The following is a 26,357-nucleotide window of genomic DNA, read 5'->3' as shown; positions in this document are numbered from 1 at the left end:
CGCCGCCGTCTGCCGGTCCGCCAGCAGCCGGGCGTCGGCGGCCCGGGGAGCGCTCAGGTCGACGACGGGACCTCGAGCTCGGCCAGCTCCCGCTTGAGGATCTTGCCGGTCGGGTTCCGCGGGAGGTCGTCGAGGAACAGGACCTCACGCGGCGACTTGTAGCGCGCGAGGTTGTCCTTGACGAACGCCTGCACGGCCTCCTCGCTGACGTCCTGCCCGGGCTTGAGGACGACGAACGCGCGCAGGCGCTTGCCGAAGTCCTCGTCGTCGACGCCGATGGCGGCCGCATCGGCGATCGCCTCGTGCGTGACGAGCAGCTCCTCGACCTCGCGCGGGAAGACGTTCTCGCCGCCGCTGACGATCATCTCGTCGTCGCGCCCGTCGATGAACAACCGGCCGTTCGCATCGAAGTGGCCGACGTCACCGGTCGACATCAGGCCGTCGATGACGTCCTTCTTCCCGCCGCCCGTGTAGCCCTCGAACGGCGACGTGGTGCCGACGAAGATCCGCCCGGTCTGGCCCTGCGGCAGCTCCTTGCCGGCCTCGTCGAAGATGCGGATCTTCGCGCCCAGCGCCGGGCGGCCCACCGACTGCGGCGCGACGCGGACGTCCTCGGGGGTGGCCAGCGTGGCGACCGACACCTCGGTCGACCCGTAGAGGTTGTAGATGACCGGGCCGAGCAGCGCCTGGGCCTTGGTGGCGACCTCGGCCGGCAGCTGCGAGCCGGCGCAGAAGACGACCCGCAGGGCGCTGAGGTCGCGCCGCCTGACGTCCTCCTCCCCCAGCGCCAGCACGCGCTGGAGCATGATCGGGACGACGCAGGCGCCGGTCGCCTTGTGCGTGGCGAGGTCGTCGAGGAACTGACCCGCCTCGAACTTGCGGCGCAGCACGAGCGTCGAGCCGAGGCTGATCGCCAGCAGCGCGATGACGAGGCCGGTGCCGTGGAACAGCGGCGGCCCGATCACCGTCGCCTCGCGGGCCTTCATCGGCATGCGGTCCAGGAGCGCCCCGGGGATCGTGAGCGACTTCGGCTCGGGGCGGGGCGCGCCCTTCGGGGTGCCGGTCGTGCCGCTGGTCAGCAGGACGATGCGGCCGGGCTTCGCCGGTGCCGGCGTCAGCCTGGGGTCGCCGCCGGCGATGAGCTTGCGCAGCTCGTCGTCGCCCGCGTCCTCGGTGGCGCAGGCGAGCTTGCCGCGCGCCGGCGAGATGCCCGCCACGGCGTCGGTGAACTCGATGTCGTAGACGAGGAAGTCGACGCCCTCGCGCTCGGCGACCTCGGTCACCTGGCGGGTGGAGAACGCGGTGTTGAGCCAGACCGCGTTGGCGCCGAGGCGGGACGCGGCGAAGGACGCGATCAGGGGTGCGCGGTGGTTGCGGCACAGGATGCCGATCGTCGCTCCCGGGCCGAGGCCCTTCTGCATCCACGCGCTGGTCAGGCGGTTGATCTGCTCCTCGAACTCGTCGAACGTGATCTGGCCGAACTCGTCGGCGATCGCGGTCTGCCCGCCGTGCCGCAGCGCCGCGATCCGGGGCGCCGCGCCGTACGGGCCGTAGCTGCGCATCGCGTTCAGGATCTGGGCGAACTTGTGCGGGTTCTCGAGCCCGAGCGCTCCTGCGCGAGCGAGGGCACGCAGGGAGCGCGCCTCGAGCGACGCGCGCTGTGCCGGATCGGCAAGTCGGTTGACCAGTTTCATGATCAGCGGAGCCTACCCCGCGCGAAAAAATCGTGACGCTGGCGTCACCCTTGTGCCGACCGGCGCCGTCGGCCGCCCGTGCCCGACGGGCTCGCGCCGCACCCAGAAGACCGCCAGGACGATCGCCGGCGGGACCGTCGCGGGAAGCACGTCGTAGATCAGGAACAGCTGGTCCCACGCGTAGGTGACCGCCAGCACCGCACCGGCCGCCACCCACTGCCGGCGGCCCTCGACGGCCAGGATCCCGCCGACGACCGCAGCGGCGAAGAAGTCCCCGTAGCCGAGGCTCGAGTGCCCCCAGGAGGCGGACTGCAGCTGCGGCAGCCCGGCGCCGGGCGAGGCGCTCACCAGCACCGCGTTCGCGGGCTGCAGGTTGTTCGAGAACACGAGGACGGCGTCGATGATCGCCATCGCGATGATGCCCGCCTTGAGCAGCGTCAGCGGCGCCGCCCCGGCCAGGAGCCGGCCCGCGGTCACGGCTGAACCGGTGATGAGCAGCGTCGTCCCCGCCTGGCCCCAGCGGTCGTCGGGCAGCGCCCAGGCCAGCGCCAGCAGCGGGACCGCGAGCAGCGCGGCGGGCCACCACGCCCGGTGTGCCGCCCAGCCGAGGGCCAGGGCACAGCCGACGGGGACGAGGATCAGCGCGACCCAGGTGAGGATGTCCGCCGTCCCCGGCGCCAACTCGATCGCCCCGACCACCACCGCGATCGAAAGCGGCAGGATCAGCGCCCACGCCCCGCCGCGCAGCCGCTCGCCCCAGCGCGGCAGGCCGGCGGCCGGCAGGGCGACGCACAGCGCCTGGCACGCGGTCAGCGTCAGGTTGTCGGCCGAGAACCACACGCACCCATGGTGGCAACCGGCCGCAGGCGCGTGCGCTGCCCGGCGCGGCCGGCCGGTCGATCAGCCGGCCGGCAGCTCCTTCTCGAGCTCGTCCAGCGCGTACGGGATCGACAGCAGCGTGCTGAACGCCAGTGCCGCGCCGAGCTGGGTGCCCTTGTAATAGGGCAGGTTCGTGACGTTGCCGCTCTTGACCACATCCAGGCGCTGGAACAGCTTGTCCGCCTCGACCCGCTTCTGCGGGGCGGCGTCGATCAGGAGGAACAGCCGGTCGACGTCCAGCAGGTCGGTCCGCTCACGCGCGACCTCCGTGCCGAAGCCGTCCTTGCCGGCGAGCTTGTCGATCGCGGGCGAGCCCTTGAACCCGAGCTCGGCGATCAGCTGGCCGCGCGGGTCCTTCGACGCGAACGGGTAGTAGGACTTCGGGCCGTTGCCCGCGTCGACCACGAGCGCGGTCTGCCCCTGGAGCTTCGGATGGCTCTCGCGGAACGCGGCCATCCGGTCGTCGATCTCCTTGATCAGCTTCTCGGCCTGGTCGGTGCGGCCGACCGCCTTCGCGGCCACACGGGCCATGTCCCGCCACGGCGTCGTGTAGGCGGTGCCCTTCGCCTGCGCGACCGTCGGCGCGATCTTGCTGAGCTTGTCGTAGTCGCTGCGGCTGAGCTTCGAGTAGAGCCCCAGGATCAGGTCGGGGCGCTGCGCGGCGACGGCCTCGAAGTTGATCTCGTAGCTCTTGGTGGAAACCAGCGCCGCCGGCTCGCCACCCCACGCCGCCTCCTCCCACGGCCACTTGCCGTAGGTGTCCTCGCCGAACCAGTCCATCGCGCCGACGGGCTTCACGCCGAGCGCGAGGAGCGCGTCCTGGTCGCTGAGGCCGACGACGACCACGCGCTTGGGCTCCTCCGGGATGGTCGTCGTCCCCAGGGCATGGGCGATCTCGACGGGGAACGCGGCCTTCGCCGCGGTGGTGGCGGTCGTGGCCGCCCCGGAGGATGTCGCCGCCGCGGTCGTGCCGCCGTCGTCATCGCCCCCGCAGGCGGCGAGCGACAGGCCGGCCACGAGGCTCAGGGCGGTGGCGGTGGCCACACGACGGAGGGCGGGAACGGGGCTTCGACGACGCATGGTAGGGCACCCTAACACGGACCGCCGTCCTGTTAGGGTGCCCTATCGGATGGCCACCCGACGACCTCGCGACCCCGCCTTCTCCCGCCGGACCCTGCTCGCCGGCGGGGCCGCCGCCGGGCTTGGCCTGGCCCTCGGTGCGTGCGGCAGCGACGACGGGTCCGCCCCCGGGACCGGCGCTGCCGTCACCCCGGCGCCGGGTACCGCGTTCCCGGTCCGCGTGCCGCACAAGTTCGGGACGACCACCGTCCGCGCCGCACCGAAGCGCGTGGCCAGCGTCGGCGGCGGGGACGTCGACACGCTCCTGGCGCTGGGCATCGTCCCGCTGGTCGTGCCGGACATCGAGCCGTCCTGGAAGGCCGACGGCGGCGGCGTGGGACCGTGGTCGCGCCCGCTGCTGCGCGGCGCCGAGCCCACGGTCGTCAGCAGCCAGGAGATCGGCTTCGAGCAGATCGCCGCCGCCCGGCCCGACCTCGTGTCCGCCGTCGAGTTCGACCTCAAGCGCAGCGACTACGACAAGCTCAGCGACCTCGCGGCGACCATCGCGCCACCGAAGGGCTTCGCGGCGTACACCGTCCCGTGGGACACGATGGCGCTGCAGGTCGGGCGCTCCGTCGGTCGGCTGGCCGCCGCTCGCAAGCTCGTCGCGACCGCGCGTGCGCAGCGCACCCAGGCCGGCCGCGACAACCCGGCGTTCGCGCGGGCCAGGACGATCCTCGTCGACCCCGACGACGCCGGCGGCGTCTACGTCTTCGCGCCGGGGGACGTCCGCAGCCGCTTCCTGGAGGACATCGGCCTGCAGCCGCCGGCCGCCGTGGACAGCCTGTTCGGCGAGCAGTTCTACGCGCAGATCAGCGCGGAGCGCCTCGACATCCTCGACGAGTCCGACCTGATCATCCTGGTCGGCTCGAACACGGGGCCGACGAAGGCGTTGCTGGCCACGCGGGTCTGGACGCAGCTGAAGAACGTCAAGTCCGGCCGCCTGGTCACGATCACCGAGCCGGATCTGGCGATCGCCATGTCGTACTCGTCGGTCCTCTCGACGCCCTATCAGCTGGAGCGCCTCGTCCCCCGCGTCCGGCGGGCCCTCGCTGCGTGACGAGCCCCGCCGCGCCGGCCGTCCCGCTCCGCAAAGCCGCCCCGTCGCCGACCGAGGGACCCACGCCCACCCTTCCGCGGACGTCGACGTCCCGCCGGATGCTCGGGCTGCTGGCGCTGGTGGTCGCGCTGGCGGTGACCGCGCTGCTCAGCATCGCCGTCGGCTCGCGGGGCATCGCGCCCGGCGAGGTCTGGCGGCTGCTGTGGCACCCGGACGGGTCCGACAACGCGATCATCGTCCACGACCTGCGGATCCCGCGGACGGTCCTCGGGCTGCTCGTCGGCTCGGCCCTCGGGGTCGCCGGCGGCCTGATGCAGGCGCTGACCCGCAACCCGATCGCCGATCCCGGCCTGCTGGGCGTGAACGCCGGCGCGTCCGCGGCGGTCGTCTCCGCGACCGCGTTCTTCGGCATCACCGATCCGCTCGGCTACGTCTGGTTCGGGTTCCTGGGAGCGGCCGCGGCGTCCGTCGTCGTCTACGTCATCGGCACCGCCGGCCGCAGCGGCGCGACGCCGGTGCGGCTCGCGCTCGCGGGGACGGCCGTCACGTTCGCCCTGTACGCGTACGTCCAGGGCCTGACGATCCTGGACCGCGAGGCGCTCGACCAGTACCGCTTCTGGCAGATCGGCGCGCTTGCCGGCCACCCTTCGTCGTTGAACCTGCAGATCGCCCCGTTCATCGTGGCGGGCCTGCTGCTGGCCTTCGCGCTCGGCCGTCCCCTCAACGCGCTCGGCCTGGGCGACGAGACCGGCCGCGCGCTCGGCCTGAGCCCGAACCGCGTCCGGATCCTCGGCGCGCTGTCGATCACGCTGCTCTGCGGCGCGGCGACGGCTGCGGCAGGCCCGATCGTGTTCATCGGGCTGACCGTCCCCCACGTCGTGCGCGCGATCACCGGGCCCGACCAGCGCTGGGTCCTCCCCTACTGCGCGGTGCTCGCGCCGGTGCTGCTGCTCGGCGCCGACGTCATCGGCCGGATCGTCACCCGGCCGGGCGAGCTCGAGGTCGGGATCGTCAGCGCGGTCATCGGTGCGCCGGTGTTCATCGCGATCGTCCGCCGTCGCCGGATCGCGCAGCTGTGAGCACCACTGCGCACAGGCCCGGGACCGTGCCCGGACTCGGCCGCACCGTGCGGCTGCCCGTCGGCGGCATCGTGGTCCGCATCGAGCCGCGGTCGATCGGCGTCGTGCTGGTCCTCACGGCGATCCTGCTCGTGCTGCTGGTCCTCGCGGTGGGGACGGGCGAGTTCTCGATCCCGCCGGGTGAGGTCATCGACACGCTGCTGGGCGGCGGCGACCAGAGCACCCGCTTCATCATCGAGACGCTGCGCCTGCCGCGGGCCATCACCGCGATCCTCGTCGGGGCCGCGCTCGGGGCGAGCGGCGCGATCTTCCAGAGCCTGACCCGCAACCCGCTCGGCAGCCCGGACATCATCGGCTTCGTGCAGGGCGCATCGGCCGCGGCGGTCTTCGAGATCATCGTGATCGGCGGCGGGACGTTCGCCATCGCGGCCGGCTCGGTCGTCGGCGGGCTGCTCACGGCGGTCCTGGTCTACGGGCTGGCCTATCGCGGCGGCGTCCAGGGCTACCGGCTGATCCTGATCGGCATCGGCATCAGCGCGATGCTCGTCGCGACGACCGACTTCCTGCTGTCGCGGTCGACGCTGGAGGAGGCCCAGGTCGCGAACATCTGGATCACCGGCAGCCTCAACGGCCGCGGCTGGGAGCACGTGCGCCCGGTCGCCGCCGCGATGGCCGTCCTGCTGCCGCTGGTCGCCCTGCTCGCAGGCCCGCTGCGGATGATCGAGCTCGGGGACGACGCTGCCCACGCGCTCGGCGTTAACGTCGAGCGCACGCGCCTGGCGCTCCTGGTCGTCGGCGTCGGCCTCTGCGCCGTCGCCACCGCGTCCGCGGGTCCGATCGTCTTCGTCGCGCTGGCCGCGCCGCAGATCTCGCGTCGCCTGACACGAGCGGCGGGACCGGGCGTCGGGGCCGCGCTCGTCATGGGCGCGGTGCTGCTGCTCGGGGCGGACGTCGCGAGCCAGAAGATCTTCACCAGCACGCAGCTGCCCGTGGGCGTCATGACCGGCGCCGCCGGCGGCGTCTACCTGATCTGGCTGCTGACCCGCGAATGGCGGAAGGGAACCGCATGACCGACGACTCGCGCCTGCGCGGACACGACCTGACCCTGGCCTACGACAAGCGCGTGATCGCGCAGGGGCTGGACGTTGTCATCCCCGACGGGTCGTTCACCGTCATCGTCGGGCCCAACGCGTGCGGGAAGTCGACGGTCCTGCGCGCGCTCGCGCGGATGCTGAAGCCGGCCGTCGGGACCGTGCTGCTCGACGGGCAGGCGATCGCGTCGATCCCGTCCAAGGAGGTCGCGCGCCGGCTCGGGCTGCTGCCGCAGACGTCGTCCGCCCCGGACGCGATCACGGTCGCCGACCTCGTCGCGCGCGGCCGCTACCCGCACCAGGGCCTGCTGCGGCAGTGGTCGCGGGAGGACGAGCGCGCAGTGCTTGCCGCGATGCAGTCGACCGGGGTCGACGACCTCGGCGCCCGCGAGGTCGACGAGCTGTCGGGCGGCCAGCGGCAGCGCGTCTGGCTCGCGATGGTCCTCGCGCAGGAGACGCCCCTGCTGCTGCTGGACGAGCCGACCACGTTCCTCGACATCGCGCACCAGATCGAGGTCCTCGACCTCTGCGCCGACCTGCACGCCGAGCGCGGGCACACGCTGGTCGCCGTCCTGCACGACCTGAACCACGCGTGCCGCTACGCGACGCACCTGATCGCGATGGCCGACGGCCGCGTCGTGGCCCAGGGCCCGCCCGGCGAGGTCGTCGACGCCGAGCTCGTGGAGCGGGTGTTCGGCCTGCGCTGCCGAGTCATCGAGGACCCGGAGACCGGGACGCCGCTGGTGGTTCCGGCGGCACGGGCCGCGCGCCGCACGGCCGCGGCGCTGGCTCTGACGAAGCACGCCTGACCGACCGGGAGCTTGGGTCCTGCGTCCCGCATATGCGGACCGGGGACCCAAGCATGCGACCGCGCAGGCGGTCAGAGGCCCTGCGAGGTGAGCCAGTCCCCCATCGCGGCGCGGAACGCGAGGTGCGTGCGGCCGAGGGTGATCGCGTGGCCGGTGTCGGGGATCTCGACGAGCTTCACGCTCTTCGACGACGGGAACCCGGTCGTGGCCGCCAGCAGGTTCGTCGGCGGCGGGAACAGCGCGTCGTTGGAGCCGCCGATCAGCAGCACGGGCGCGGTGATGGAGCGAATGAGCAGCTGGTTCGCCAACAGCGCCCCGGTCGCCGACGTCAGGTCACCGCAGGCGTCGCGGTTGTGCAGCCGCAGCGTCGCCGCTGCCACCGCCGGGTCGATGTTGAAGAAGTGCGCGCCCGCGAAGTCCCCGTCGGTGCGGCCGAACGCAGCGTAGTTCACCGGGCCCGCGTCCCCCGGACCGGCCTTCCCCGGTGTCGTGAAGCACGCGGCGTTGGCGTCGGCGAACTGCGTGAGCGCGAGCGGCGACGGCGTGTCCGTGTAGCTAATGACCGCGATCGCGTCCGCGCTCTTGAACGAGTACTGCGCGACCTGCGTGATCATCCCGCCGAGCGAGTGCCCGGCCAGGCCGACCTTCTTGAACGCGCGGCCCGTGCCGCTGCCCAGCGTGTAGTCGCCCGCCCGCATCCGGCCGATCATCTGGTCGGCCATGTCGGCCTGTGCGGGGACGCAGGTGGCGTTGCCGTCGGAGAGCCCGGGGTCGGACGGGTTGCCCAGCCGCGTGACGAAGATCGACGCGTGGCCCGCCTCCGCCTGCTGGCGGCCGTAGTCGTATCCGGGCACCTCGCCGAAGCGGAAGAAGAAGCTCGAGTAGCCGACCCCGTGCACGTAGAGCGTCGCGGCGTCGCCGGAGTCCAGCGCCGCCCGCGGCCCGACGAACGTGCCGCGGACCTCATAGGTCTTGCCGTCCGGGCCGCCCAGGCACGGCACCGGCGTGCGGTTCTGATTGACGACCTTGAAGCTGACGGGGACGTCGACGAGCTCGCCGACGCCGACCCGCACGTACGCGGCCTTCCCGGTCCGGCCCGTGCGCAGCTTCGTGCGCAGGCGCAGGTCGGTGGCGCCGGCGGTGCTCAGCGACTTCACCAGCGCCGTGCGGCGGGCGCCGACCTTCGTCGTCCCGAGCCGCTTCCAGGCACCCGCGACGCACTGGTCGATCGTGAGCGTGCTGCCCAGGCGCGTGCGGCGGATGGCCTTGGTCCGCCCGGCGCGGACGACCGCCTTCAGCGGAGCCCCGACCGTCGTGCTCGCCGCCGATCGCGACGCGCCGCAGACCTTCAGCGGCTCCGCGGCCGTCGCGCCCCGGAGGGACACCGCCGGCGCGGTGGTGGCGGCGGACGCTGCGGACGGGGCGACGGCGAGGGTGAGGAGGACGAGCGCGAGGCCGGTCCGGCGCGGCGAGAGGTGGGACACCCCGGCGACACTACAACCGGGCTGCGGCCCGGCGAGCCACTCAGGCGCCGCGCCGCTCCTGCCGCTCGGCCTCGTAGCGGCGGCGGTCGCGCTTGGTGGGCCGGGCGCCAGAGCCCTCGCGGACGACGGGCCGCGGCTCGGACCGGCGCTGCGCGGCGTACGCCTCGCGCCGCGCGAGGCTCTCGGGCGTCTCGTCGTACAGCAGCACCGCCTCCTTGGCCGGACCGCGCCGACCGCTGGTGTCCCGGACGATCACCTCCACCTTGACCGGTCCGAGCGACAGCGCGAGCTCGTCGCCCGGCTTCACCATCTTGGCCGGCTTCGCCTTCACGCCGTTGACCGTGACGCGTCCGCCGCCGACCGCCTCGGCCGCCAGGGCCCGGGTCTTGGTGAAGCGGGCGGCCCACAGCCACTTGTCCACGCGCAGCGGTTCGCTCACGCTCGTGATCGTGCCACATCGCCCCAGCGCGATCAGGCATTATGGGTCGATGTTCAAGCGGATGAAGGATGCACTCGGCGCCGGCGGCGCCTCTGTCGACGCCGTGCTCGGCACGCCGACCGTCGCGCCGGGAGGGATGCTGAGCGGACAGGTCCACATCACCGGCGGCGACCGCGAGCAGGACATGCGCGGCCTGAAGCTGTCGTTCGAGTGCGTCGCCGAGCGCGAGACCGAGAACGGCGAGTACAAGATCAACAAGGAGTTCGGGAAGGTCGACCTGCCCGACGCCGGTGTCGTGCAGGCCGGCCAGACGCTGCAGATCCCGTTCCAGATCCCGGTCCCGATCGACTGCCCGCCGAACCTGGTCGGCGGCGTTTCGCTCCCCGGGATCAAGCTCGGACTGCGCACGCGGCTCGACCTCGCCAAGGCCCGCGACGCCTCCGACTTCGACCCGGTGACCGTCGCCGCGCTGCCCGCGCAGGAAGCCGTCCTCGGCGCCATGCGCAACCTCGGGTTCGCGCTGAAGACCGCCGACCTCGAGGAGGGCAACGCCAAGGCCGGGCACCTGAAGGGCCACCTCGGCGTCTACGCCGAGTACGAGTTCCACGGGCAGGGCCGCATCCAGGAGGTCGAGATCACGTTCGTCACGACCGAGCAGGAGTGCGGCGTGCTGGTGGAGATCGACAAGCGCGGACGCTTCGGCTTCGACGGCGGCGACCGCGTGAAGGTGTTCTCGCTGCCGACCGGCAGCCCGGACGTGCAGGGCGCGGCGTCGCAGCTGCACGCGCTGCTGTCCTGACGGCCGCGCGTTCGGACCGGCCCCGGGGCACCTGGACGCGATCACGGAGGTCAGCCGCTCGACGTCGTCGATCGACTCCCCCGAAGTGAAGATGAATCTGATTCACTGCGCGTCATGAGCGCTGAGAGCCAGACCGATGCACCCCGCGGCCCGCTGCACGGGGTCAGGATCCTGGAGGTCGGCGGGATCGGGCCGAACCCGTTCGCCGGCATGCTGCTGGCGGACATGGGTGCCGACGTCCTGCGCCTGGACCGCCTGGGCGACACCGGCCTGGCCTTCCCGCCGGAGTTCGACCCGACCAAGCGCGGCCGCGCCGCCGTGGCCGTGAACCTGCGCAGCGACGAGGGTAAGGCCATGGTCCTGGACCTGATCGGCGAGGCGGACGCGCTGATCGAGGGCTACCGCCCGGGCGTGATGGAGCGGCTCGGCCTGGGCCCGGACGTCGCCCTCGAGCGCAACCCGCGGCTCGTCTTCGGCCGCATGACCGGCTGGGGCCAGGACGGCCCCATGGCGCCCGTCGCCGGCCACGACATCAACTACATCTCCGTCGCGGGCGCGCTCGGCGCGATGCGGCGGACCGGCGAGGCGCCGCTGGCCCCGATGAACCTCGTCGGCGACTACGGCGGCGGCGCGATGTTCCTCGCCTTCGGCGTCCTCTGCGGGATCATCGAAGCCCGCACCTCGGGTCAGGGACAGGTCGTGGACGCGGCGATGGTCGACGGCACCGCGGTGCTCACGTCGCTGATGCTCGGCCTGAGCGCATCCGGCGCGTGGGCCGCGGACAAGCCCGGCACCAACCTGCTCGACTCCGGCGCGCACTTCTACGAGACGTACGCGACGTCGGACGGCGGCTACATCGCCTGCGGTGCGATCGAGCCGCAGTTCTACGCGAAGCTGATCGAGCTCATGGGCCTGACGCACGAGGAGGTCCCCCAGTTCGAGACCGCCCGCTGGCCCGAGTTCAAGCTCCGCTTCGCCGAGGTCTTCGCCACCAAGACCCGTCAGGAGTGGGCCGACATCCTCGAGCACGAGGAGACCTGCGCCACCGCCGTTCTCACGCTCGCCGAGGCCGCGTCGCACCCGCACATGGCCGCCCGCGGATCGTTCGTCGAGCTGGACGGCGTCGTCCAGGCGCAGGCCGCACCGCGGTTCAGCCGCACCCCCGGCGCCGCGCGCTCGCGCATCACGGAGTCCGGCGCGGTCCTGTCGGCCTGGGGCGTCGACGACGACGCCCAGGCGCGCCTGCGGGACGCGGGCGCGATCGGCTGACCGTCCCGGGGCCCGCCGGCCCCTGCTACCATCGCGGACAGCCCGCCTGTACACACTGTCCGTTTAATGGAGACGATCCGCATGGCCACGACCGAGCATCCGTCCGCCGCAGCCCCCAGCCGCAGCATCTTCAGCGAGGACCACGAGGCGCTGCGCGAGTCGATCCGCAGCTTCGTGGACAAGGAGATCGTCCCGCACGTGCAGGAGTGGGACGACACCACGTTCCCCGACAGCATCGTCAAGCGGATGGGCGACCTCGGCTTCCTGGGCCTCAGCATCCCGGAGGAGTACGGCGGACAGGGTGGCGACTACTTCACGAACATCGTCCTCGCGGAAGAGATCGCGCGGGCGGGCTCCGGCGGCTTCCTGATGGGCCTGAGCGTCCACACCGACATGGTCATGCCGCCGCTGCTCGAGTTCGGCACAGAGGAGCAGAAGCAGCAGTACATCCCGGCCGGCGTGGCAGGCGACGAGATCTTCTGCCTCGGCATCACCGAACCGGACGCCGGCAGCGACGTCGCCGCGATCAAGACGCGTGCAGTCCGCGACGACGCCGCGGGCGAGTGGGTCATCAACGGCTCCAAGACCTACATCACGAACGGCACGCGGGCATCGATGTGCATGCTCGTGACGAAGACCGACCCCGACGCCGGCTACGGCGGCTTCACGATCTTCCTCGTCCCGATGGACGCGCCCGGCGTCCTGGTCGAGCAGAAGCTCGAGAAGATGGGCATGCACGCGAGCGACACCGCGCTGCTCGCCTTCCAGGACGTCCGCGTCCCCGATTCCGCCGTCCTCGGCACCGTCGGCAAGGGCTTCCAGCAGATCATGTGGGAGCTCCAGGCCGAGCGCACGATCGCCGCCGCCGGCGTCACCGCCTACGCGCAGTACGGCTTCGACAAGACCGTCGAGTACGCGACCGAGCGCAAGACGTTCGGCCGCGCCCTCGGGCAGCACCAGGCCATCCGGCACAAGTTCGCGCAGATGGCGACCGAGCTCGAGGCGGCCCGCGAACTGGTCTACGCGACGGCTGCGTCCTACGCGAGTGGCGAGTACGACGTGCGCAAGATCTCGATGTGCAAGCTGTTCGCGACGCAGGTCGCCGACCGCGTCGCCGACCAGTGCGTCCAGATCCACGGCGGGGCCGGCTACATGAAGGAGTACGACATCTCGCGGGTCTACCGCGACGTGCGCCTCTACCGCATCGGCGCCGGGGCGGACGAGATCATGCTCGACGTCATCGGGAAGTCGTACGGCTTCTGAGCGGTCCGCGCCTGGACCGTCGCCGGGCGATCAGTCGATCGCGCCCACGTTCTCCTTGAGGCGGTGATCGTGGGTGTCGCCGGCGGCGAACAGCTTGACGGCCTCGCGGCCGAAGGCGGGAACGTCGTCGGGGTTGCGGCTCGTGAGCACGCCACGGTCCACGACGGTCTCCTCGTCCACCCACGTCGCGCCCGCGTTGGCCAGGTCGGTGCGCAGCGACGGCCAGGACGTCAGCGTCCGGCCGCGCGCCAGGCCGGCCTCGACCAGCAGCCACGGCGCGTGGCAGATGGCGGCGATCGGGCCGCCCCGCTCGGCGTGGGCGCGGACGAACGCGACGACGTCCTCGTCCATCCGCAGCGCGTCGGGATTCGCGACGCCGCCGGGCAGGACGATCGCGTCGTAGTCGGTGACGTCGGACCCGGCGACGGTTGCGTCGACGGTGAAGGTGTCGCCTGGGTCGAGGTGGTCGAAGGCCTGGATCTCGCCGCTCTCGAGCGCCAGCAGGTCGACGCGGGCGCCGGCATCGACGAGCGCACCGAGCGGGCCGGTCAGCTCGACCTGCTCGACGCCGTCGGTGGCGATGACCGCGACGCGGCGGCCGGTCAGCGGGCCGGTGGCGGTGGTGTCGGACTCACGGGGTGACATGCGGCCGCGCGTACCCGGCGGCTCGCCGGGCAACACGTTTGGTCAGGGCCGTGACAGGGCACGCGAAACAGGATGAAGCTGCTATTGATCGCCGCCGAGATCCCGACCGCCGCGACGATCCGCGAGGTCATCGCGGACGCCGGGGAGGACAGCGAGGTCTACGTTGTCGCCCCGGCCCTCGAGGACTCCCCCCTCCGCTTCTGGGTCAGCGACGTCGACGACGCCATCGCGAAGGCGAAGACCGCACAGGAGGAGACCGTCGCGAAGCTCCAGGACGGTGGCGTGAGCGCCCGCGGCGACGTCGGCGAGGCGGAGCCGCTGCAGGCTGCGGAGGACGCCCTCGCGGTGTTCCCGGCCGACAAGGTCCTCCTGCTGGCCCACGAGGACGACGAGCGGGCGTACCGCGAGGACGAGCTCGACGACGCCCGCAAGCGGCTCAACGTCCCGGTCGAGGTGCGGCGCGTGGAGCGCACAGAGTCGTGACCGGGCGCGGCGGCGGGGCCGCGACGGACAGCGCCGCCGCGAGCGACCGGGGTACGGGTTCCCCGGCACGCGATGGGCGCGACGAGTCGCAGCTCGAGCGCCTCGACCGTCAGTTCGACAACCTGCTGCAGGAGCTGCGCGTGATGCAGACCGGCGTGCAGGTGCTGTTCGCGTTCCTGCTGGGCGTCCCGTTCACGAACCGCTTCACGACCCTCGACGACGGGCAGCGGCTGCTGTTCTTCAGCACGTTGCTCGCGGCCGGCGTCGCCGTCCTCTTCCTGCTCGCGCCGGGCGCTTGGCACCGCGCGCTCTTCGGCCAGGACGACAAGGCGTACGTCGTCATGGTGTCCCACCGGCTGACGATCGTCGGCCTCACGTTCGTGGGTGTGTCGATCTGCGGCGTGATCGCGCTGATCGCGACGGTCATGTACCCGGGTGCGGTCGCGGCGGTCGTCCCCGGGGTCTGCGTCGCGCTGTACCTCCTGGTGTGGTGCGTCCTGCCGCTGCGCCGCCGCGCGAGCCTGCACCGCTGAGACGGCCGTTTGCCCGCGCGGGTCCCCCGGGTACGCCCGGCGGCAGAGCGTCGTCCACCCTGAGGAGGTCAGCCAATGCCACCCGCCGGCGTGAAGAAGGGCACCAAGCGCGCCCGCCAGTACGAGCACATCAAGGACAGCCAGCTCGAGCAGGGCGCGTCCGAGAGCAAGGCCGAGGAGGTCGCCGCTCGCACGGTCAACAAGGAGAAGGCCCGCCACGGGGAGTCGCAGACGGCGTCCCGCTCCTCCACCGAGGACCCCAAGTCGTCCGGGCAGCGCGGCGGTGAGCGGTCCGGGACGGCCAAGCCGAAGGGCCGCACGCGCGACCAGTTGTACAACGAGGCGAAGGACATGGGCATCGAGGGCCGGTCGTCGATGAACAAGGACCAGCTGACCCGCGCCATCGCCGGCAAGAAGAGCGCGCGCTCGCGCTGAGGCACGCGGTTCGCGCGCGGGTGTTCCCGGTCGCGCAGAATGGGCGGATGAACGACGCGTACGTCCACGGCTACCAGGAGCGCGAGAGCACGCGCCTCCACGACCAGGCCGGGACGCTGGTCGACCTCCTGCACCACGACACCACGTATCCGGATGGCGCCGCCGTGCTGGAGGCCGGCTGCGGCGTCGGCGCGCAGTCGGTCCCGCTCGCGCAACGCAGTCCCGGCGCGCGGTTCACGTCCGTCGACATCGCCCCCGAGTCGGTGGCCGAGGCGAGCCGGCGGGCCGCGGCCGCCGGCGTCACGAACGTCACCTTCCAGCAGGGGAACATCTTCGACCTGCCGTTCGCGCCGGCGTCGTTCGACCACGTCTTCGTCTGCTTCGTCCTCGAGCACCTCGCCCGCCCCGTCGCCGCGCTGCAGATCCTGAGCCGCCTGCTGCGGCCCGGCGGGACGATCACGGTGATCGAGGGCGACCACGGCTCCGCCTCCTTCCACCCCGCCAGCGACGCCGCCGATGCCGCGATCGCCTGCCAGGTGACGCTGCAGGCGCAGGCCGGGGGCAACGCGCTGATCGGCCGTGAGGTGTACCCGCTGCTGGCCGCGGCGGGCCTTGCGGACGTGAGGGTCGACCCGCGCGTGGTCTACGTGGACGGCAGCCGCCCCGCGCTCGCCGACGGGTTCACGCGGCGCACGTTCACGGCGATGATCGAAGGAGTCCGGGAGCCTGCGATTGCCGCGGGTCTCATCGCGTCCGCCGACTTCGATGCCGGCATCCGCGACCTGCACCGGACCGCCGAGCCGGACGGGGTGTTCAGCTACACGTTCTTCAAGGGGGTGGGCCGGGCGGTGTAGGAGCGAACCCGCTTGATGACACCCTGTCACTAGCGATACGCTCGCGGGCATGGAGATCCTGCGCACGCCCGAAGACCGCTTCGCCGACCTGCCCGACTTCCCCTGGCCCGCGTCCTACGCCGAGGTCGAGGCGGACGGGATCGCGGTGCGGATGGCCTACGTGGAGGCCGGGCCGTCCGATGGGCCCGTCGTCCTGCTGCTGCACGGCGAGCCGTCGTGGAGCTTCCTCTACCGCTTCATGATCGGCCCGCTCGCCGATGACGGCTTCCGTGTGATCGCCCCGGACCTGATCGGGTTCGGCCGCAGCGACAAGCTCGTGGGGACTGCGAGCTACAGCTACGACCGGCATGCCCGCTGGGTCGCCAGCCTGCTCGACGCGCTCGGGCTCGACGACATCACGCTGTTCTGCCAGGACTGGGGCGGACTGCTCGGGCTGCGCATCGTCGGCGAGCAGCCCGGCCGCTTCCGTGCCGTCGTCGCCTCGAACACGGGGCTGCCGACCGGCGAGCAGGACCTCGGCCCGGCGTTCGCGGCCTGGCGGAAGTTCTCGCAGGAGGTGGACGAGTTCCCGGTCGGCGGGATCGTCAACGGCGGCACGGGCCGCGAGCTCACCGCGGCCGAGATCGCCGCCTACGACGCCCCGTTCCCGGACGACAGCTACAAGGCCGCGGCGCGCATCTTCCCCACGCTCGTGCCCGCGGAGCCGGACGCCCCGGGCGCCGCGGAGAACCGCGCCGCGTGGATCGGGCTCGCGGCGTTCGACGGGCCGTTCGTCACGGCGTTCGGGGACAGCGACCCGATCACCAGGGGCGGCGACCGGCCGTTCCAGAAGCTCGTCGCCGGCGCCGCCGGGCAGACCCATCACACGGTCGCCGGTGCGGCGCACTTCTGCCAGGAGGACGCGGGCCCCGAGCTCGCGCGGATCGTTGCCGACACTGCGCGCGCTGCGGTCGCGGCGGGCGACTAGGCGAGCTGCCGCGTGAGGACGCGCTCGAGGTCCTCGATCCGGTCCTGACCCCAGTAGAGCTCACCGTCGAGGACGAGCACCGGCACCCCCCAGTGGCCGAGCGCCGCGAGCGCAGCGGTGTCCGCATCGACACGAGCCTGCAGGGCAGGGTCGGTGAGCGCGGCCGCGCAGGCCGACCAGTCCAGGCCGGCGCGTTCGCAGACCCCGCGCAGACCGGCGTCGGTCGCGACGTCGACGGCCTCCGCCCAGATCGCGCGGCTGGCCGCGAGGACGAAGTCGCGCTCCCGTCCCATGTCGACGGCGTGCTCGGCCACCAGCAGGCAGCGCGTCGCGCCGTCGCCGAGCGGGTCGTGCACGCGCCCGAACGGCATCCCCAGGCGCTGCGCCTCGCGCTTGGTGTCGCGCAGGGTGTGCAGGCGCTTGGCCAGCGGCACGGACTGACCGCGCATGGCCATCGGGATCACGCCGCGGAAGGCGACCTCGACGTCATGGTCGTCCGCCAGCGCGAAGGCCCGCGGGGCCGCGAGGTACGAGTAGGGGCTGCGGAAGGAGAAGAAGAAGTCGATCGCCAGGGTCATGCCGCCGCCCCCCAGCCGAGCTCGTCGAGGCGGTGCTCGATCTGGGCCTGGCGCTCGTGGGCGAAGAACCACTGGCCGTGGACGGTGGCGATCGGCGTGTCGTAGAGGCCGCGGCGGCGCATCGTCGCCTCGGCCGCGGCGACGCCGGGGTGCGCGGCCGGCGGCTCGGCGCCGCCAGCGTGCTCGTGCCACAGCGCGCGAAACGGGCCGGGGGTGACCGCGCCGCCCGATGCGAACCACAGGTGCTCCAGCGCGGCGGCGGCGAAGGCGACGCGCCGGCCGCCGGCCTGCGGCAGGGCCGCGGTCCAGGTGGCGAGGAACGCGACGTCCCTGGCCACGAGCGGTGCCTGGCGGACGAGCATGCGCTGGTCGCGCAGCGCGAGCCGCCGTGCGTCGGTCACGGCGTGCGCCCGTTTCGCGGCGACGGCGGGATCGTCCTTGATTCCGCGCTTCACCACCGCCTCGACGACGAGGTCGGCCGGCCTGCGGGCGAGACGCTCGCGCAGCCCGAGGAGCGCCACGGCGCTGTAGGGATCGTCGAAGGCGACGAACAGCCGGACGGTCGCGCGGCCGCCGCGGGCACGGCGCACCGACGCCGCCACCCGGCCGGGCGCCCGGACCGTGGAAAGCCCGACGATGGTGCGCGGCATCACGCGCCGCTGGATCGTGTCGCCGATGCTCATGCTGCTGCCCGCTCAGGGCCCCGCGGCTGCCCCAGCGGAACCGTTCCCGTAGGCCGACCGCCGATCTCTAGTGACACGATGTCATCAAGCATCGCCGGCGACGGTAGCGCGGACGGCACCGGTCCGTCAACGCCGTCGCGGCCGCTTCGCCCCCACTCAGCCGGCGGGGAACAGCGTGCGGCCCCAGATCATCGCGACCGTCTCCAGGACGCGGTCCGGCTCGGTCTTGCCCTTGCGGCCGAGCGCGTCGAGCAGGTACCCGTTCAGCATCCGGACAAGGGCGCGAGCGGTCTCGGGCGCGTCCAGCGGCTCGAGGTCCCCGTTGTCGATGCGCGTCTGGATCGTCTGCGTCGTGAGCGCGACGAAGCCCTCCACCATGCCGTTGTAGGCAGCCTCGACGGCCGCGTCGTGATGCGAGGCCTCCGACACGGCGTGGACGAGCGGGCCGTGGCGGACGTAGAAGTCGACGAAGCCCGCGAGGCGCGCACGGGCCTCGTCCGGACCCACCCGGTCGGTCTGCGCCCAGTGCTCGGCCACCTCGACGAGCTCACGGCCGACGTCCTCGATCAGCGCCAGCATCAAGGCCGGGACGTCGTCGAAGTGCCGGTAGAAGACGGTGCGGGTGTGGCCGGTCCGGCTCATCAGCGTGTCGATGCCCAGCTCGCGGAAGGACTGTTCGCGGAGGAGCTCCTGCGCCGCCTCCAGGATCTGGCGGCGCGTCTCCTCGGGCGGCTGGCGGCGGCGGGTGCGCTGGGCGGCGGCAGGCATCTCCACGCAGATTACCCCGTGTCCCGCGTGCTGTTGACAGCGCGTCATCAAGACGCCTACAGTGATGACGCCCTGTCACTAAGCCGCTCGGGGCGCGCGGCATCGATGGGATCGGGAGGGGTCAGTGGGGGACGATCATGCTTGGGAGTCCGGGAGGACCGCGGCGCACACGCGCCGTGGGCTGCTGGGCGCAGCGGCGGCCGCGGCCGGCGGCGCCGTTGTCCTCGTCCCGCGCTGGGCGCCGGAAGCGGGAGCGGCCACGCCGGTCAAGCCGTGCGTGCCCGATCCCGTCGGCTTCCCCACGGGCGCCATGGCCGCGACACCGGACGGCCGTCGCGTCTGGACCACCGACCTGTTCGGCAGCACGATCGCCACCCACAGCGTGAAGACGCTTCAGCGCGGCCGCTCGATCGACGTCGGTGGCCTGCCCGCCGGAATCGCCGTCGCCCCCGACGGGACCCTTGCGCTCGTGACCACCGCCGCCGCCGATCGGCCGGGCCTCGCGCTCGTCGACCTCGGCACGGGTGAGGTCGACCGCCTCGACGTCGGCGCCGACCCCGGGGCGGTCGCGTTCGCGCGCACCGGCAGGACGGCCTACGTCGTCGACCGCGGCGCGCGCGGCACGCTGACCCGCGTCCGCCCCGCGTCCGGCCGGGTGGCGACCCCGATCGCCGTCGGCGCCCACCCGCGTGGCCTCGCGCTCGACCCGGCAGGGAAGTTCGCGCTCGTCGCACTCAACGGCGACGCCGCCGTCGCCGTCGTGGACCTCACGCGCGGCCGCGTCATCCGCCGCATCGCGACCGCGCCGTTCCCGGCCCAGATCGCGATCTCCCCCGACGGACGCCGCGCGCTCGTCACCCACAACGGCTTCGGCGCCCGCGCCGTGTCGCTGATCGACCTGCGACGCCGGCGCGTCGTGCACCGCACGCGGGTCGGGGCCGACCCCGGCGGCGTCGCCTTCTCGCGCTCCGGCGCCGGCGCCGTCGTGTCCGGCGCCGGCAGCGGGACGGTCACCGTCCTCGATGGCCGGACCGGCCGCCGGCTGCGGACGGTCAAGGCCCCCGGCGCCCCGCGGGCGGTGGCAATCAGCGGCGCCCGCGGCATCGTCGCCGACGCCCGCACCGGCCGGCTGACCGCCGTGGGCCTGGGGATCAGCGCATGAGCGGCACCACGCGTCGCGAGCTGCTCGCCACCGGGGCTGCAGGTGCGGCCGGGGCCGTCGGCGCCGCCGCGCTCGGGGGGACCACGGCCAGCGCTGCCGGCGCACCCGGCCGCAAGCCGAACGTCCTGATCATCATGTGCGACCAGGAGCGCTACCCGCAGTGGACACCGGATCTGCCGCTCCCGGCGCGCGACTTCCTCGACCAGCGCGGCGTGAGCTTCGAGCGATACCACCACAGCGCCGTGCAGTGCTCGTCCGCGCGGGCCTGCATGTGGACCGGCCTCTATACGCCGCAGAACGGCATCTTCGGGAACTTCCTGCAGAGCTGGCAGTTCTCCCTGGATCCGCGAATCCCGACGCTCGGCGACCTGATGAAGGAGCAGGGCTACAAGACCGCCTACTTCGGCAAGTGGCACCTGAGCATGGCCGGCACCTCCCTGCCGGAGGGCATCCCGGACAACCTGCGCAACAACTACCTCGGCCCGTACGGCTTCGACTACTCGGCGCTGTCCACGTCGACCGAGCCCGCGGGCTACAACGACGGCATCTACAACGACCCGATCTGGACGCGCGAGGGTGTCGACTGGCTGCGCGAGCACGGCGGCGGTGAGCAGCCGTGGTTCTGCGTGGTCTCGCTGCTGAACCCGCATGACATCGCGTACTACCCGCGCGGCTTCACGGCCGACGTCACGCGGCCGGACTGGGAGGTGAAGCTCCCGCCGAACTTCGACGCGCCCGAGAGCGCGAAGCCGACGGTGCATCGCCAGTACGCCAACGGCGCGGCGCTCATCCGCGGCGGCATCCCGGACGACGACACGCCGACGTGGAAGCGCCTGCTGAACACCTACTGCGACCTGATCGTCAACACCGACGACAACATCGCCGCGGTCGTGAAGGCGCTGCACGCGTCCGGCGGCATGGACGACACGGTGATCATCCGCACCGCCGACCACGGCGAGATGGGCGGCTCGCACAAGGCAGTCGGCAAGGGCCCGCTGATCTACGACGAGCAGCTCCGGATGCCGCTCTCGATCGCCTGGCCGGGCCGCTTCAAGGCCGGCGCCCGGACGCAGGCCCTCGCGGAGGCCGTCGACCTCGTCCCCACCGTCCTGGAGCTCAGCGGCGTCCCGGACGCCGTCGCGCGCTACCCGTGGCTGCGTGGCCGCTCGCTCGTCCCCGCGCTCGAGAACCCCGCCACCGAGCGCGGCAAGGACTTCACGGTGACGACCTGCGACGAGGTCTGGTCGCCGCAGGACTTCGCGGGCCAGGGGCAGGCGTGGAAGCGGCACGTCCGCGCCGCCGTGTCCGGCCACTTCAAGGTCGCCCGCTACGTCGCCATGGTCGGCAAGCCGCAGAAGGAGAAGACGGCCGACCAGGAGTACGAGCTCTACGACCTCAGCGAGGACCCGTACGAGCTGCGCAACCTGGCCGGGGACCCCGCCTACAAGCCGCTGCTGGACGACATGATCGTGCGGCTGCGCGAGCTCGAGGAGGTGCGCTTCGCCCAGGTCGAGGTCCCGTCCTACGGCGACGCCTCGCTGATCGAGGCGATCCGTCCCGACCCGCTCGGCCGACCGGACTCGAGCGGCCCGTACTCGACGTCCCCGGTCGAGGGCATCCCGGGCGCCTACGTCCAGCTGCCGATCGGCGACCCGCACGTCCTGGAGGCCGTCTACGACGGGACCACCGGCAAGCGGCTGCCGCAGACCGCCGACGCATCGCGCGCGGACGCCGAGGCGCGGGCCGCGGCACGGGCGTCGTTCCTCTGCGAGCTCGGGCCCGTCCGCCCGAACGGAACGCGCCGATGAGCGCTCCCACCCGCCGGGACCTGCTGGTCGGAACCGGGCTGGCGGTCGGCGCCGGCGTGGCCGCGCGCGGCGCCGTGTTCCCCGGGCTCGCCGCCGGCGCCGACCTGCCGGCCACCACGCCGAAGGCCACACAGGTGACCGTGCGCCGCGGCCGCGCCATCGCGGTCAGCCCGCGCGGTGACCGCACCGTCGTCGCCCACGACCGGGCCCGGACGATCGAGGTCCGCGGGCCGCGCGGCCGGGTCCGCCTGATCGACGTCGGCGGACAGCCGCTCGAGGTCGCCATCGCTCCGAGCGGCAAGCTCGCCGCGGTCACGACCGCGTCCTGGGACCACCCGGGGTTGATCCTGGTCGACCTGCGGACCGGTGCCGTCCGCGCTCGCGTCGACGTGGGCGACGCGCCGTCGTTCGTGGCGTTCACGCGCGACGGCCGGCGGATCCTCGTCACCGGCGGCGAGCAGGAGGGGCGCATCTGGATCGTCGACGCGCGGACCTCCACCCTGCTGACGTCGCGCCCGATCGGCCTCGTCCCGCGCGGGATCGCGATCGCCGGTCCGGCGCCGGCCGCGCTGGCGTGGGTCGCGCTGAACGCCGACAGCCGCCTCGTCGGCGTCGACACCCGCACCGGGCGCGTGGTGCGCGTCCAGCAGACCGGTCGCCTGCCCGACCACGTCGCCGCTTCGCGGAGCGGACGGAGGCTGCTCGTGACCCACGGCGGGCGCACGGCGGACCACGTGAGCGAGGTCGACCTGCAGACCCGCCGCACGCGGACACGGGCCGCCGGGCGACTGCCGAGCGCCGTCGCCTGGACAGCTCGCGGGCAGCGTCTGGTGGCGCTGGGCGGCGATGCGGCGGTGGTGGTGCTCGGCGCACGCGGCGGCCCGCGTCGGCTCCGGGCTTCCGGAGCGCCGCGTGGCCTCGCGGTCGCCGGGTCGCGGGCCTGGACGGTCGACGGGCTCACGGGCGCCGTGCGCCGGGTGAAGCCATGACCCCGCTCGATCGCCGCGGCTTCCTGGCCGGCGCGGGCGCGGCCGGCATCGCGCTGGGCGCCGGCCTCGCCGGCCCGGGATCGCGCGGGGGCGCCGCGGACGCGGACGCCGCCGTCGTCCCCGGGCGCCGCCCGAACATCCTCATCCTGATGACCGACCAGGAGCGCCACCAGGACCGCTTGCCGGACCACCTGCCCACGCCCTTCCGCTGCTGGATGGACCAGAACGGCACCCGCATCGACCGCTTCCACGCCTCGTCGATGGCCTGCTCGCCGTCACGCGCCTGCTTCTGGACCGGCATGTACGCGCCGCAGCAGGGCATCTACGGGACGTTCGTGCTCGGGACGCAGTTCACGATGGACCCGTCGATCCCGACGATCGGCGACCTGTTCAAGGAGGTCGGCTACCGGACCGCGTTCTTCGGGAAGTGGCACCTCTCGTTCCCGGGCGAGCCGCCCACGAACCTGGAGGCGGCGCTCGACCTGGCCCAGGGCAATCCGCTCAAGGGCTACGGCTTCGACGACTCCGTGATCTCCCCGCCCGCGGACGTCGGCGGCTACAACGACGGCTACCTCAACGACCCGGTCTGGACCGGCCAGGCGAAGACCTGGCTGCGGGCCCACGCCAAGGACGAACAGCCATGGCTGTGCGTCGTCAGCCTGCTCAATCCCCACGACATCCAGTTCTACCCGCGCGGGTTCCGCGTCGACTACAAGCGGCCGGACTACGACGCCCCGCTGAACCCGTCGTTCGCGGCCGAGCCCACCCTCGCCGACAAGCCCAGCTCGCAGTCGAAGTTCCGTGACGTCGCCGCCGTCGTTGCCGGCACCCCGAAGGCCGTGATCGACGACCCCGAGTACTGGCGCGGGCACCAGAACACGTACTACGACCTGATCGTCGGGACGGACGAGATGCTGGCCGCCGTCGTGAAGGAGGTCATCGACCAGGGAGCGCTCGAGGACACCGTCATCGTCCGCACGTCCGACCACGGCGAGCTCGGCGGCGCGCACCGCCTGCAGAACAAGGGCACCACGATGTACGACGAGCAGAACCGCATCCCGTTCACCGTCGTCTACCCGAAGCGATTCCCGCGCGGTCGCCGGTCCCAGGCGCTCGGCGAGGCCGTCGACCTCACCCCCACGTTGCTCGAGATCGCCGGTCAGCCCGACCCGGTGGGACGCTGGCCGTGGCTGCGCGGCGTCTCGCTCGCGGGCTGCCTGGCGGACCCCGACGCCCGCGGTCCCCGGGACAGCGTCCTCTTCCGGACCGACGAGTACCCGATCTACAACACCGGCAACGCGATCCCGACCAACTCGCACGTGCGGGCGGTCTACGACGGCCGCTACAAGTACGCGCGCTACGTGGCGGTCGCCGACCAGCACTTCGCCGGGCGCGAGCTCGTCGCAAGTCAGGAGTACGAGATGTACGACACCTGGAACGACCCCTACGAGATCCGCAACCTCGCGAACGACCCCGGGTACTCGGCGCTGCGCAAGGACCTGCACGCGTACCTGCTCGAGCGCGAGGCCGCGAACTTCGGGCCGGTCGTCGTCCCGGCGTACGGTCCACGGGCGCCGATCACCGCGCTGCCCGAGCCACCGAGCGCGAACCTGACCAGCAACGGGCTCCCGAACCCGTGGGTGGGCGCGCAGCCCGGGTCCTACGTGGTCGTCCCGTTCGAGCAGCCGACGCCGGCGGCGTTCCTCTACGAAGGCGGTTTGCCGTCCCTGATCGGGGGCCCCCCAGGCACGGCCGGCCGCGTCGACATGGCGCGCTACTTCTGCGAGCTGATGCCATGAGGCGCCATCTCCCCGTGCTGCTCCTGGCCGGCCTGCTCCTGGGCGCCGGGCCTGCCGCGGTGAGCGCGGTCGCAGCCCCGCAGCCCGCGCTCAAGATCCCCGGGCCGCTGGACGGCCCGCTGCCGCTGTTCACCGGCGCGGCCGCGACCCCCCAGCCCCTGAAGGGGCCGTGGCGGCCGGTCAACCCGGCCCTCGCCGCGGACGGGCGCAGCGGCACGGGGCTGGCCGCCGGCAACGGCGCCGCGTCCCCCCTGCCCGGGCCGCTCGGGATCGGCACGAAGCGCAGCAGCGCGTTCCTGGGCGGCAGCTGCACGTCGCTGGCGTTCGACAAGCGGGACCGCCTGCTCGCGCTGTGCAGCGTCCCCACGGGCCCGGTGCTGCGGATCCTCGACCCGGCCGGCCTCGCCACGATCGCGGCCCTCACCCTGCCGGCCCGCCCGAGCGCGGACCGCGCCGACCAGGGCGGCGGGACGCACCTGCTGGTCCGCGCCGACGGCACCGTCCTGGTGCCGACGAACGGCGGCGACCTGCTGCACCTGGCGGTCGACGCGGGCGGTTTCCGCAAGCTCGGAGCGGTCGGTCTCGGCACCGTCCTGGGGCGTGGAGAACGACCGTTCGCGGTCGGTGCCGGGTACGACGGCTACGACTGGGTGGCGGGGGCGCAGGGCACCGTGATCACCGTGCCGCGCGGCGGCGGCGCCCCACGCGCGCTACGCCTGCGGGAGCCGGTGGCGGAGGACATCGCGACCGACCCCACCGGGACCTACGTCGTCACGCGCGACGCCCTGTACCGCTTGCTCGCGGCGGCCGACGGGACGCCGCGCATCGTCTGGCGCCACCCGCTGGTCACGGGTGTGAGCGATCCGCAGGCGGGCCGCGTCCACACCGGACCGGGGACGCCGCCGGCCATGGTGGCGGGCGGGTTCGTCGCGGTCGCCGACGGTGCCCAGCCGCCGCACGTCATCGTCGTCCGGACCGGTGGCCGGGAGAGCCGCCGGCTCGCGTGCTCGGTGCCGGTCTTCGGCGCGGGCGCCGGCAGCGTCGAGGCGCCGCTCGTGGTGGCCGGCCGCTCGCTCGTCGTCGCCAACGCGTACGGATACAACGGGCTCGCCTCGACGGAGCTCGGCCGCACGACCACGGGCGGACTGGCACGGATCGTCGTCGGCAAGCACGGCTGCCGGACCGCCTGGCGCAGCGCGCTCATCTCACCGTCGGCCGCCGGCGTCGTGTCGCGGGCGAACGGCCTGCTCTACACCGTGCTGAAGCCGCGCTCGGCGCCGGACGCCTGGAATCTCGCAGCGCTCGACTGGCGCACGGGGGCGCTGCGCTTCACGGCGCTCGCCGGCGAGGGGCTCGGCTTCAACAGCGACGGTGGGCCGGTGGTCCTGGGTCCCGACGGCGCCGCGTACGCGGGGTCCTTCGGTGGGCTGTCGCGACTCAAGGACAGCGGGTGAGCCGCGCAGGGTCGGTACCGCGGGCGGGCCCGGCCACCGCGTGACGACCCGGTCGATGTGCCATCACGTGCGCGGTTGGCGTGTGGTGGCACATCGAGGGTCGACGAAACGGCAACACGGTCGCTCGATGTGCCACCACGTGCGCCGGTGGCGTGTGGTGGCACATCGAGCGTCCGGCGGTGGATCACGGACGGCAACATGGACGGGGACGGGC

Annotated in this window: 26 protein-coding genes; 17 read left to right on the top strand and 9 right to left on the bottom strand. The window is 73.1% G+C overall.

Translation table 11 applies throughout. The features are described 5' to 3' along the window. Window positions 1-53 precede the first annotated feature (53 nt). Genes DSM112329_RS10565 through DSM112329_RS10555 form a run of 3 tightly spaced genes read right to left on the bottom strand, consistent with a single transcriptional unit; the run spans window position 54 to window position 3,653 of the window. Window positions 54-1,694 carry an AMP-binding protein gene (locus tag DSM112329_RS10565; protein WP_354701780.1) on the bottom strand — a complete coding sequence of 547 codons (1,641 nt, stop codon included), beginning with the start codon at window positions 1,692-1,694 and terminating at the stop codon, window positions 54-56. A 12-nt stretch (window positions 1,695-1,706) separates the two neighbouring features. Continuing rightward, on the bottom strand, window positions 1,707-2,534 hold the full coding sequence (locus tag DSM112329_RS10560) for a hypothetical protein (RefSeq protein ID WP_354701779.1): 828 nt from the start codon (window positions 2,532-2,534) through the stop codon (window positions 1,707-1,709). 60 nt (window positions 2,535-2,594) lie between these two features. Further along, the gene (locus DSM112329_RS10555; RefSeq protein ID WP_354701778.1) at window positions 2,595-3,653 is read right to left on the bottom strand and encodes an iron-siderophore ABC transporter substrate-binding protein; all 1,059 of its coding nucleotides are present in this window, start codon (window positions 3,651-3,653) and stop codon (window positions 2,595-2,597) included. 49 nt (window positions 3,654-3,702) lie between these two features. Between DSM112329_RS10555 and DSM112329_RS10550 the strand changes: the two genes are divergently transcribed. From DSM112329_RS10550 to DSM112329_RS10535, 4 genes are all read left to right on the top strand, one after another. Then, entirely contained in the window at window positions 3,703-4,752 is a 1,050-nt protein-coding gene (locus DSM112329_RS10550; protein ID WP_354701777.1) for an ABC transporter substrate-binding protein, read from the top strand. 98 nt (window positions 4,753-4,850) lie between these two features. Beyond that, the gene (locus DSM112329_RS10545; RefSeq protein WP_354702468.1) at window positions 4,851-5,831 is read left to right on the top strand and encodes an iron chelate uptake ABC transporter family permease subunit; all 981 of its coding nucleotides are present in this window, start codon (window positions 4,851-4,853) and stop codon (window positions 5,829-5,831) included. Beyond that, window positions 5,828-6,901, top strand: a complete 1,074-nt coding sequence (locus DSM112329_RS10540) for an iron chelate uptake ABC transporter family permease subunit (RefSeq protein WP_354701776.1) — start codon at window positions 5,828-5,830, stop codon at window positions 6,899-6,901. Before DSM112329_RS10545 ends, DSM112329_RS10540 begins: the two co-directional genes overlap by 4 nt. Further along, window positions 6,898-7,731, top strand: coding sequence for an ABC transporter ATP-binding protein (locus DSM112329_RS10535; RefSeq protein ID WP_354701775.1), 834 nt, complete (start codon window positions 6,898-6,900; stop codon window positions 7,729-7,731). The genes DSM112329_RS10540 and DSM112329_RS10535 overlap by 4 nt, the downstream gene beginning before the upstream one ends. A gap of 71 nt (window positions 7,732-7,802) precedes the next feature. On the opposite strand, the gene DSM112329_RS10530 is transcribed toward DSM112329_RS10535, so the two are convergent. Both DSM112329_RS10530 and DSM112329_RS10525 read right to left on the bottom strand, forming a co-directional pair. After that, on the bottom strand, window positions 7,803-9,215 hold the full coding sequence (locus DSM112329_RS10530; RefSeq protein WP_354701774.1) for an alpha/beta hydrolase: 1,413 nt from the start codon (window positions 9,213-9,215) through the stop codon (window positions 7,803-7,805). A gap of 40 nt (window positions 9,216-9,255) precedes the next feature. Further along, the gene (locus DSM112329_RS10525; protein WP_354702467.1) at window positions 9,256-9,663 is read right to left on the bottom strand and encodes an RNA-binding S4 domain-containing protein; all 408 of its coding nucleotides are present in this window, start codon (window positions 9,661-9,663) and stop codon (window positions 9,256-9,258) included. A gap of 52 nt (window positions 9,664-9,715) precedes the next feature. Between DSM112329_RS10525 and DSM112329_RS10520 the strand changes: the two genes are divergently transcribed. The 3 genes from DSM112329_RS10520 to DSM112329_RS10510 all read left to right on the top strand — a co-directional run bounded on the left by DSM112329_RS10520 (window position 9,716) and on the right by DSM112329_RS10510 (window position 12,985). Then, on the top strand, window positions 9,716-10,453 hold the full coding sequence (locus DSM112329_RS10520) for a sporulation protein (protein WP_354701773.1): 738 nt from the start codon (window positions 9,716-9,718) through the stop codon (window positions 10,451-10,453). Between the two features lie 114 nt (window positions 10,454-10,567). Beyond that, the gene (locus DSM112329_RS10515; protein WP_354701772.1) at window positions 10,568-11,722 is read left to right on the top strand and encodes a CaiB/BaiF CoA-transferase family protein; all 1,155 of its coding nucleotides are present in this window, start codon (window positions 10,568-10,570) and stop codon (window positions 11,720-11,722) included. A gap of 66 nt (window positions 11,723-11,788) precedes the next feature. Further along, window positions 11,789-12,985 (top strand): acyl-CoA dehydrogenase family protein, encoded by a 1,197-nt coding sequence (locus DSM112329_RS10510; RefSeq protein ID WP_354701771.1) that lies wholly within the window; start codon window positions 11,789-11,791, stop codon window positions 12,983-12,985. A gap of 30 nt (window positions 12,986-13,015) precedes the next feature. Here the strand turns inward: DSM112329_RS10510 and DSM112329_RS10505 are convergent, their stop codons facing one another. Next, on the bottom strand, window positions 13,016-13,630 hold the full coding sequence (locus DSM112329_RS10505; RefSeq protein WP_354701770.1) for a type 1 glutamine amidotransferase domain-containing protein: 615 nt from the start codon (window positions 13,628-13,630) through the stop codon (window positions 13,016-13,018). 72 nt (window positions 13,631-13,702) lie between these two features. Here DSM112329_RS10505 and DSM112329_RS10500 point away from each other — a divergent pair, with 72 nt between their 5' ends. From DSM112329_RS10500 to DSM112329_RS10480, 5 genes are all read left to right on the top strand, one after another. After that, complete coding sequence (locus tag DSM112329_RS10500) at window positions 13,703-14,113, top strand: hypothetical protein (RefSeq protein ID WP_354701769.1); 411 nt, start codon at window positions 13,703-13,705, stop codon at window positions 14,111-14,113. Further along, a complete protein-coding gene (locus tag DSM112329_RS10495) occupies window positions 14,110-14,646 on the top strand; it encodes a DUF6328 family protein (protein ID WP_354701768.1) in 537 nt (178 codons plus the stop codon). Before DSM112329_RS10500 ends, DSM112329_RS10495 begins: the two co-directional genes overlap by 4 nt. A 75-nt stretch (window positions 14,647-14,721) precedes the next feature. Beyond that, the gene (locus DSM112329_RS10490) at window positions 14,722-15,081 is read left to right on the top strand and encodes a plasmid stabilization protein (protein WP_354701767.1); all 360 of its coding nucleotides are present in this window, start codon (window positions 14,722-14,724) and stop codon (window positions 15,079-15,081) included. A 47-nt stretch (window positions 15,082-15,128) separates the two neighbouring features. Next, window positions 15,129-15,935 (top strand): methyltransferase domain-containing protein, encoded by an 807-nt coding sequence (locus DSM112329_RS10485; RefSeq protein WP_354701766.1) that lies wholly within the window; start codon window positions 15,129-15,131, stop codon window positions 15,933-15,935. Between the two features lie 49 nt (window positions 15,936-15,984). Next, window positions 15,985-16,902, top strand: coding sequence for a haloalkane dehalogenase (locus DSM112329_RS10480; RefSeq protein ID WP_354701765.1), 918 nt, complete (start codon window positions 15,985-15,987; stop codon window positions 16,900-16,902). Here the strand turns inward: DSM112329_RS10480 and DSM112329_RS10475 are convergent. The 3 genes from DSM112329_RS10475 to DSM112329_RS10465 form a co-directional block, all read right to left on the bottom strand. Then, complete coding sequence (locus DSM112329_RS10475) at window positions 16,899-17,480, bottom strand: DsbA family protein (protein WP_354701764.1); 582 nt, start codon at window positions 17,478-17,480, stop codon at window positions 16,899-16,901. The genes DSM112329_RS10480 and DSM112329_RS10475 overlap by 4 nt on opposite strands. After that, window positions 17,477-18,163 (bottom strand): hypothetical protein, encoded by a 687-nt coding sequence (locus DSM112329_RS10470; RefSeq protein ID WP_354701763.1) that lies wholly within the window; start codon window positions 18,161-18,163, stop codon window positions 17,477-17,479. Before DSM112329_RS10470 ends, DSM112329_RS10475 begins: the two co-directional genes overlap by 4 nt. Window positions 18,164-18,319: 156 nt before the next feature. Further along, complete coding sequence (locus DSM112329_RS10465) at window positions 18,320-18,931, bottom strand: TetR/AcrR family transcriptional regulator (protein WP_354701762.1); 612 nt, start codon at window positions 18,929-18,931, stop codon at window positions 18,320-18,322. Between the two features lie 277 nt (window positions 18,932-19,208). Here DSM112329_RS10465 and DSM112329_RS10460 point away from each other — a divergent pair, with 277 nt between their 5' ends. The 5 genes from DSM112329_RS10460 to DSM112329_RS10440 are packed head-to-tail and all read left to right on the top strand — an operon-like array spanning window position 19,209 to window position 26,143. Further along, window positions 19,209-20,093: a YncE family protein gene (locus tag DSM112329_RS10460; protein ID WP_354701761.1), complete on the top strand. Its 885-nt coding sequence runs from the start codon at window positions 19,209-19,211 to the stop codon at window positions 20,091-20,093. Continuing rightward, entirely contained in the window at window positions 20,090-21,901 is a 1,812-nt protein-coding gene (locus tag DSM112329_RS10455; RefSeq protein WP_354701760.1) for a sulfatase-like hydrolase/transferase, read from the top strand. Before DSM112329_RS10460 ends, DSM112329_RS10455 begins: the two co-directional genes overlap by 4 nt. Continuing rightward, complete coding sequence (locus DSM112329_RS10450) at window positions 21,898-22,890, top strand: hypothetical protein (protein WP_354701759.1); 993 nt, start codon at window positions 21,898-21,900, stop codon at window positions 22,888-22,890. The genes DSM112329_RS10455 and DSM112329_RS10450 overlap by 4 nt, the downstream gene beginning before the upstream one ends. After that, on the top strand, window positions 22,887-24,689 hold the full coding sequence (locus DSM112329_RS10445; protein ID WP_354701758.1) for a sulfatase-like hydrolase/transferase: 1,803 nt from the start codon (window positions 22,887-22,889) through the stop codon (window positions 24,687-24,689). The genes DSM112329_RS10450 and DSM112329_RS10445 overlap by 4 nt, the downstream gene beginning before the upstream one ends. Continuing rightward, window positions 24,686-26,143, top strand: a complete 1,458-nt coding sequence (locus DSM112329_RS10440) for a hypothetical protein (RefSeq protein ID WP_354701757.1) — start codon at window positions 24,686-24,688, stop codon at window positions 26,141-26,143. Before DSM112329_RS10445 ends, DSM112329_RS10440 begins: the two co-directional genes overlap by 4 nt. Window positions 26,144-26,357: the final 214 nt, after the last annotated feature.

The sequence above is a fragment of the Paraconexibacter sp. AEG42_29 genome, assembly GCF_040581415.1.
GTDB lineage: Bacteria > Actinomycetota > Thermoleophilia > Solirubrobacterales > Solirubrobacteraceae > Paraconexibacter.
This window is presented reverse-complemented; position numbering and strand designations above follow the sequence as displayed.

What these genes read in the sequence shown, in the direction of transcription:
- DSM112329_RS10565 (WP_354701780.1), bottom strand. Translation starts at nt 1,694, where the DNA reads ATGAAACTGGTCAACCGACTTGCCGATCCGGCACAGCGCGCGTCGCTC.
- DSM112329_RS10555 (WP_354701778.1), bottom strand. Translation starts at nt 3,653, where the DNA reads ATGCGTCGTCGAAGCCCCGTTCCCGCCCTCCGTCGTGTGGCCACCGCC.
- DSM112329_RS10550 (WP_354701777.1), top strand. Translation starts at nt 3,703, where the DNA reads ATGGCCACCCGACGACCTCGCGACCCCGCCTTCTCCCGCCGGACCCTG.
- DSM112329_RS10545 (WP_354702468.1), top strand. Translation starts at nt 4,851, where the DNA reads ATGCTCGGGCTGCTGGCGCTGGTGGTCGCGCTGGCGGTGACCGCGCTG.
- DSM112329_RS10535 (WP_354701775.1), top strand. Translation starts at nt 6,898, where the DNA reads ATGACCGACGACTCGCGCCTGCGCGGACACGACCTGACCCTGGCCTAC.
- DSM112329_RS10520 (WP_354701773.1), top strand. Translation starts at nt 9,716, where the DNA reads ATGAAGGATGCACTCGGCGCCGGCGGCGCCTCTGTCGACGCCGTGCTC.
- DSM112329_RS10515 (WP_354701772.1), top strand. Translation starts at nt 10,568, where the DNA reads ATGAGCGCTGAGAGCCAGACCGATGCACCCCGCGGCCCGCTGCACGGG.
- DSM112329_RS10510 (WP_354701771.1), top strand. Translation starts at nt 11,789, where the DNA reads ATGGAGACGATCCGCATGGCCACGACCGAGCATCCGTCCGCCGCAGCC.
- DSM112329_RS10505 (WP_354701770.1), bottom strand. Translation starts at nt 13,630, where the DNA reads ATGTCACCCCGTGAGTCCGACACCACCGCCACCGGCCCGCTGACCGGC.
- DSM112329_RS10500 (WP_354701769.1), top strand. Translation starts at nt 13,703, where the DNA reads ATGAAGCTGCTATTGATCGCCGCCGAGATCCCGACCGCCGCGACGATC.
- DSM112329_RS10490 (WP_354701767.1), top strand. Translation starts at nt 14,722, where the DNA reads ATGCCACCCGCCGGCGTGAAGAAGGGCACCAAGCGCGCCCGCCAGTAC.
- DSM112329_RS10485 (WP_354701766.1), top strand. Translation starts at nt 15,129, where the DNA reads ATGAACGACGCGTACGTCCACGGCTACCAGGAGCGCGAGAGCACGCGC.
- DSM112329_RS10480 (WP_354701765.1), top strand. Translation starts at nt 15,985, where the DNA reads ATGGAGATCCTGCGCACGCCCGAAGACCGCTTCGCCGACCTGCCCGAC.
- DSM112329_RS10475 (WP_354701764.1), bottom strand. Translation starts at nt 17,480, where the DNA reads ATGACCCTGGCGATCGACTTCTTCTTCTCCTTCCGCAGCCCCTACTCG.
- DSM112329_RS10470 (WP_354701763.1), bottom strand. Translation starts at nt 18,163, where the DNA reads ATGAGCATCGGCGACACGATCCAGCGGCGCGTGATGCCGCGCACCATC.
- DSM112329_RS10465 (WP_354701762.1), bottom strand. Translation starts at nt 18,931, where the DNA reads ATGCCTGCCGCCGCCCAGCGCACCCGCCGCCGCCAGCCGCCCGAGGAG.
- DSM112329_RS10455 (WP_354701760.1), top strand. Translation starts at nt 20,090, where the DNA reads ATGAGCGGCACCACGCGTCGCGAGCTGCTCGCCACCGGGGCTGCAGGT.
- DSM112329_RS10450 (WP_354701759.1), top strand. Translation starts at nt 21,898, where the DNA reads ATGAGCGCTCCCACCCGCCGGGACCTGCTGGTCGGAACCGGGCTGGCG.
- DSM112329_RS10445 (WP_354701758.1), top strand. Translation starts at nt 22,887, where the DNA reads ATGACCCCGCTCGATCGCCGCGGCTTCCTGGCCGGCGCGGGCGCGGCC.
- DSM112329_RS10440 (WP_354701757.1), top strand. Translation starts at nt 24,686, where the DNA reads ATGAGGCGCCATCTCCCCGTGCTGCTCCTGGCCGGCCTGCTCCTGGGC.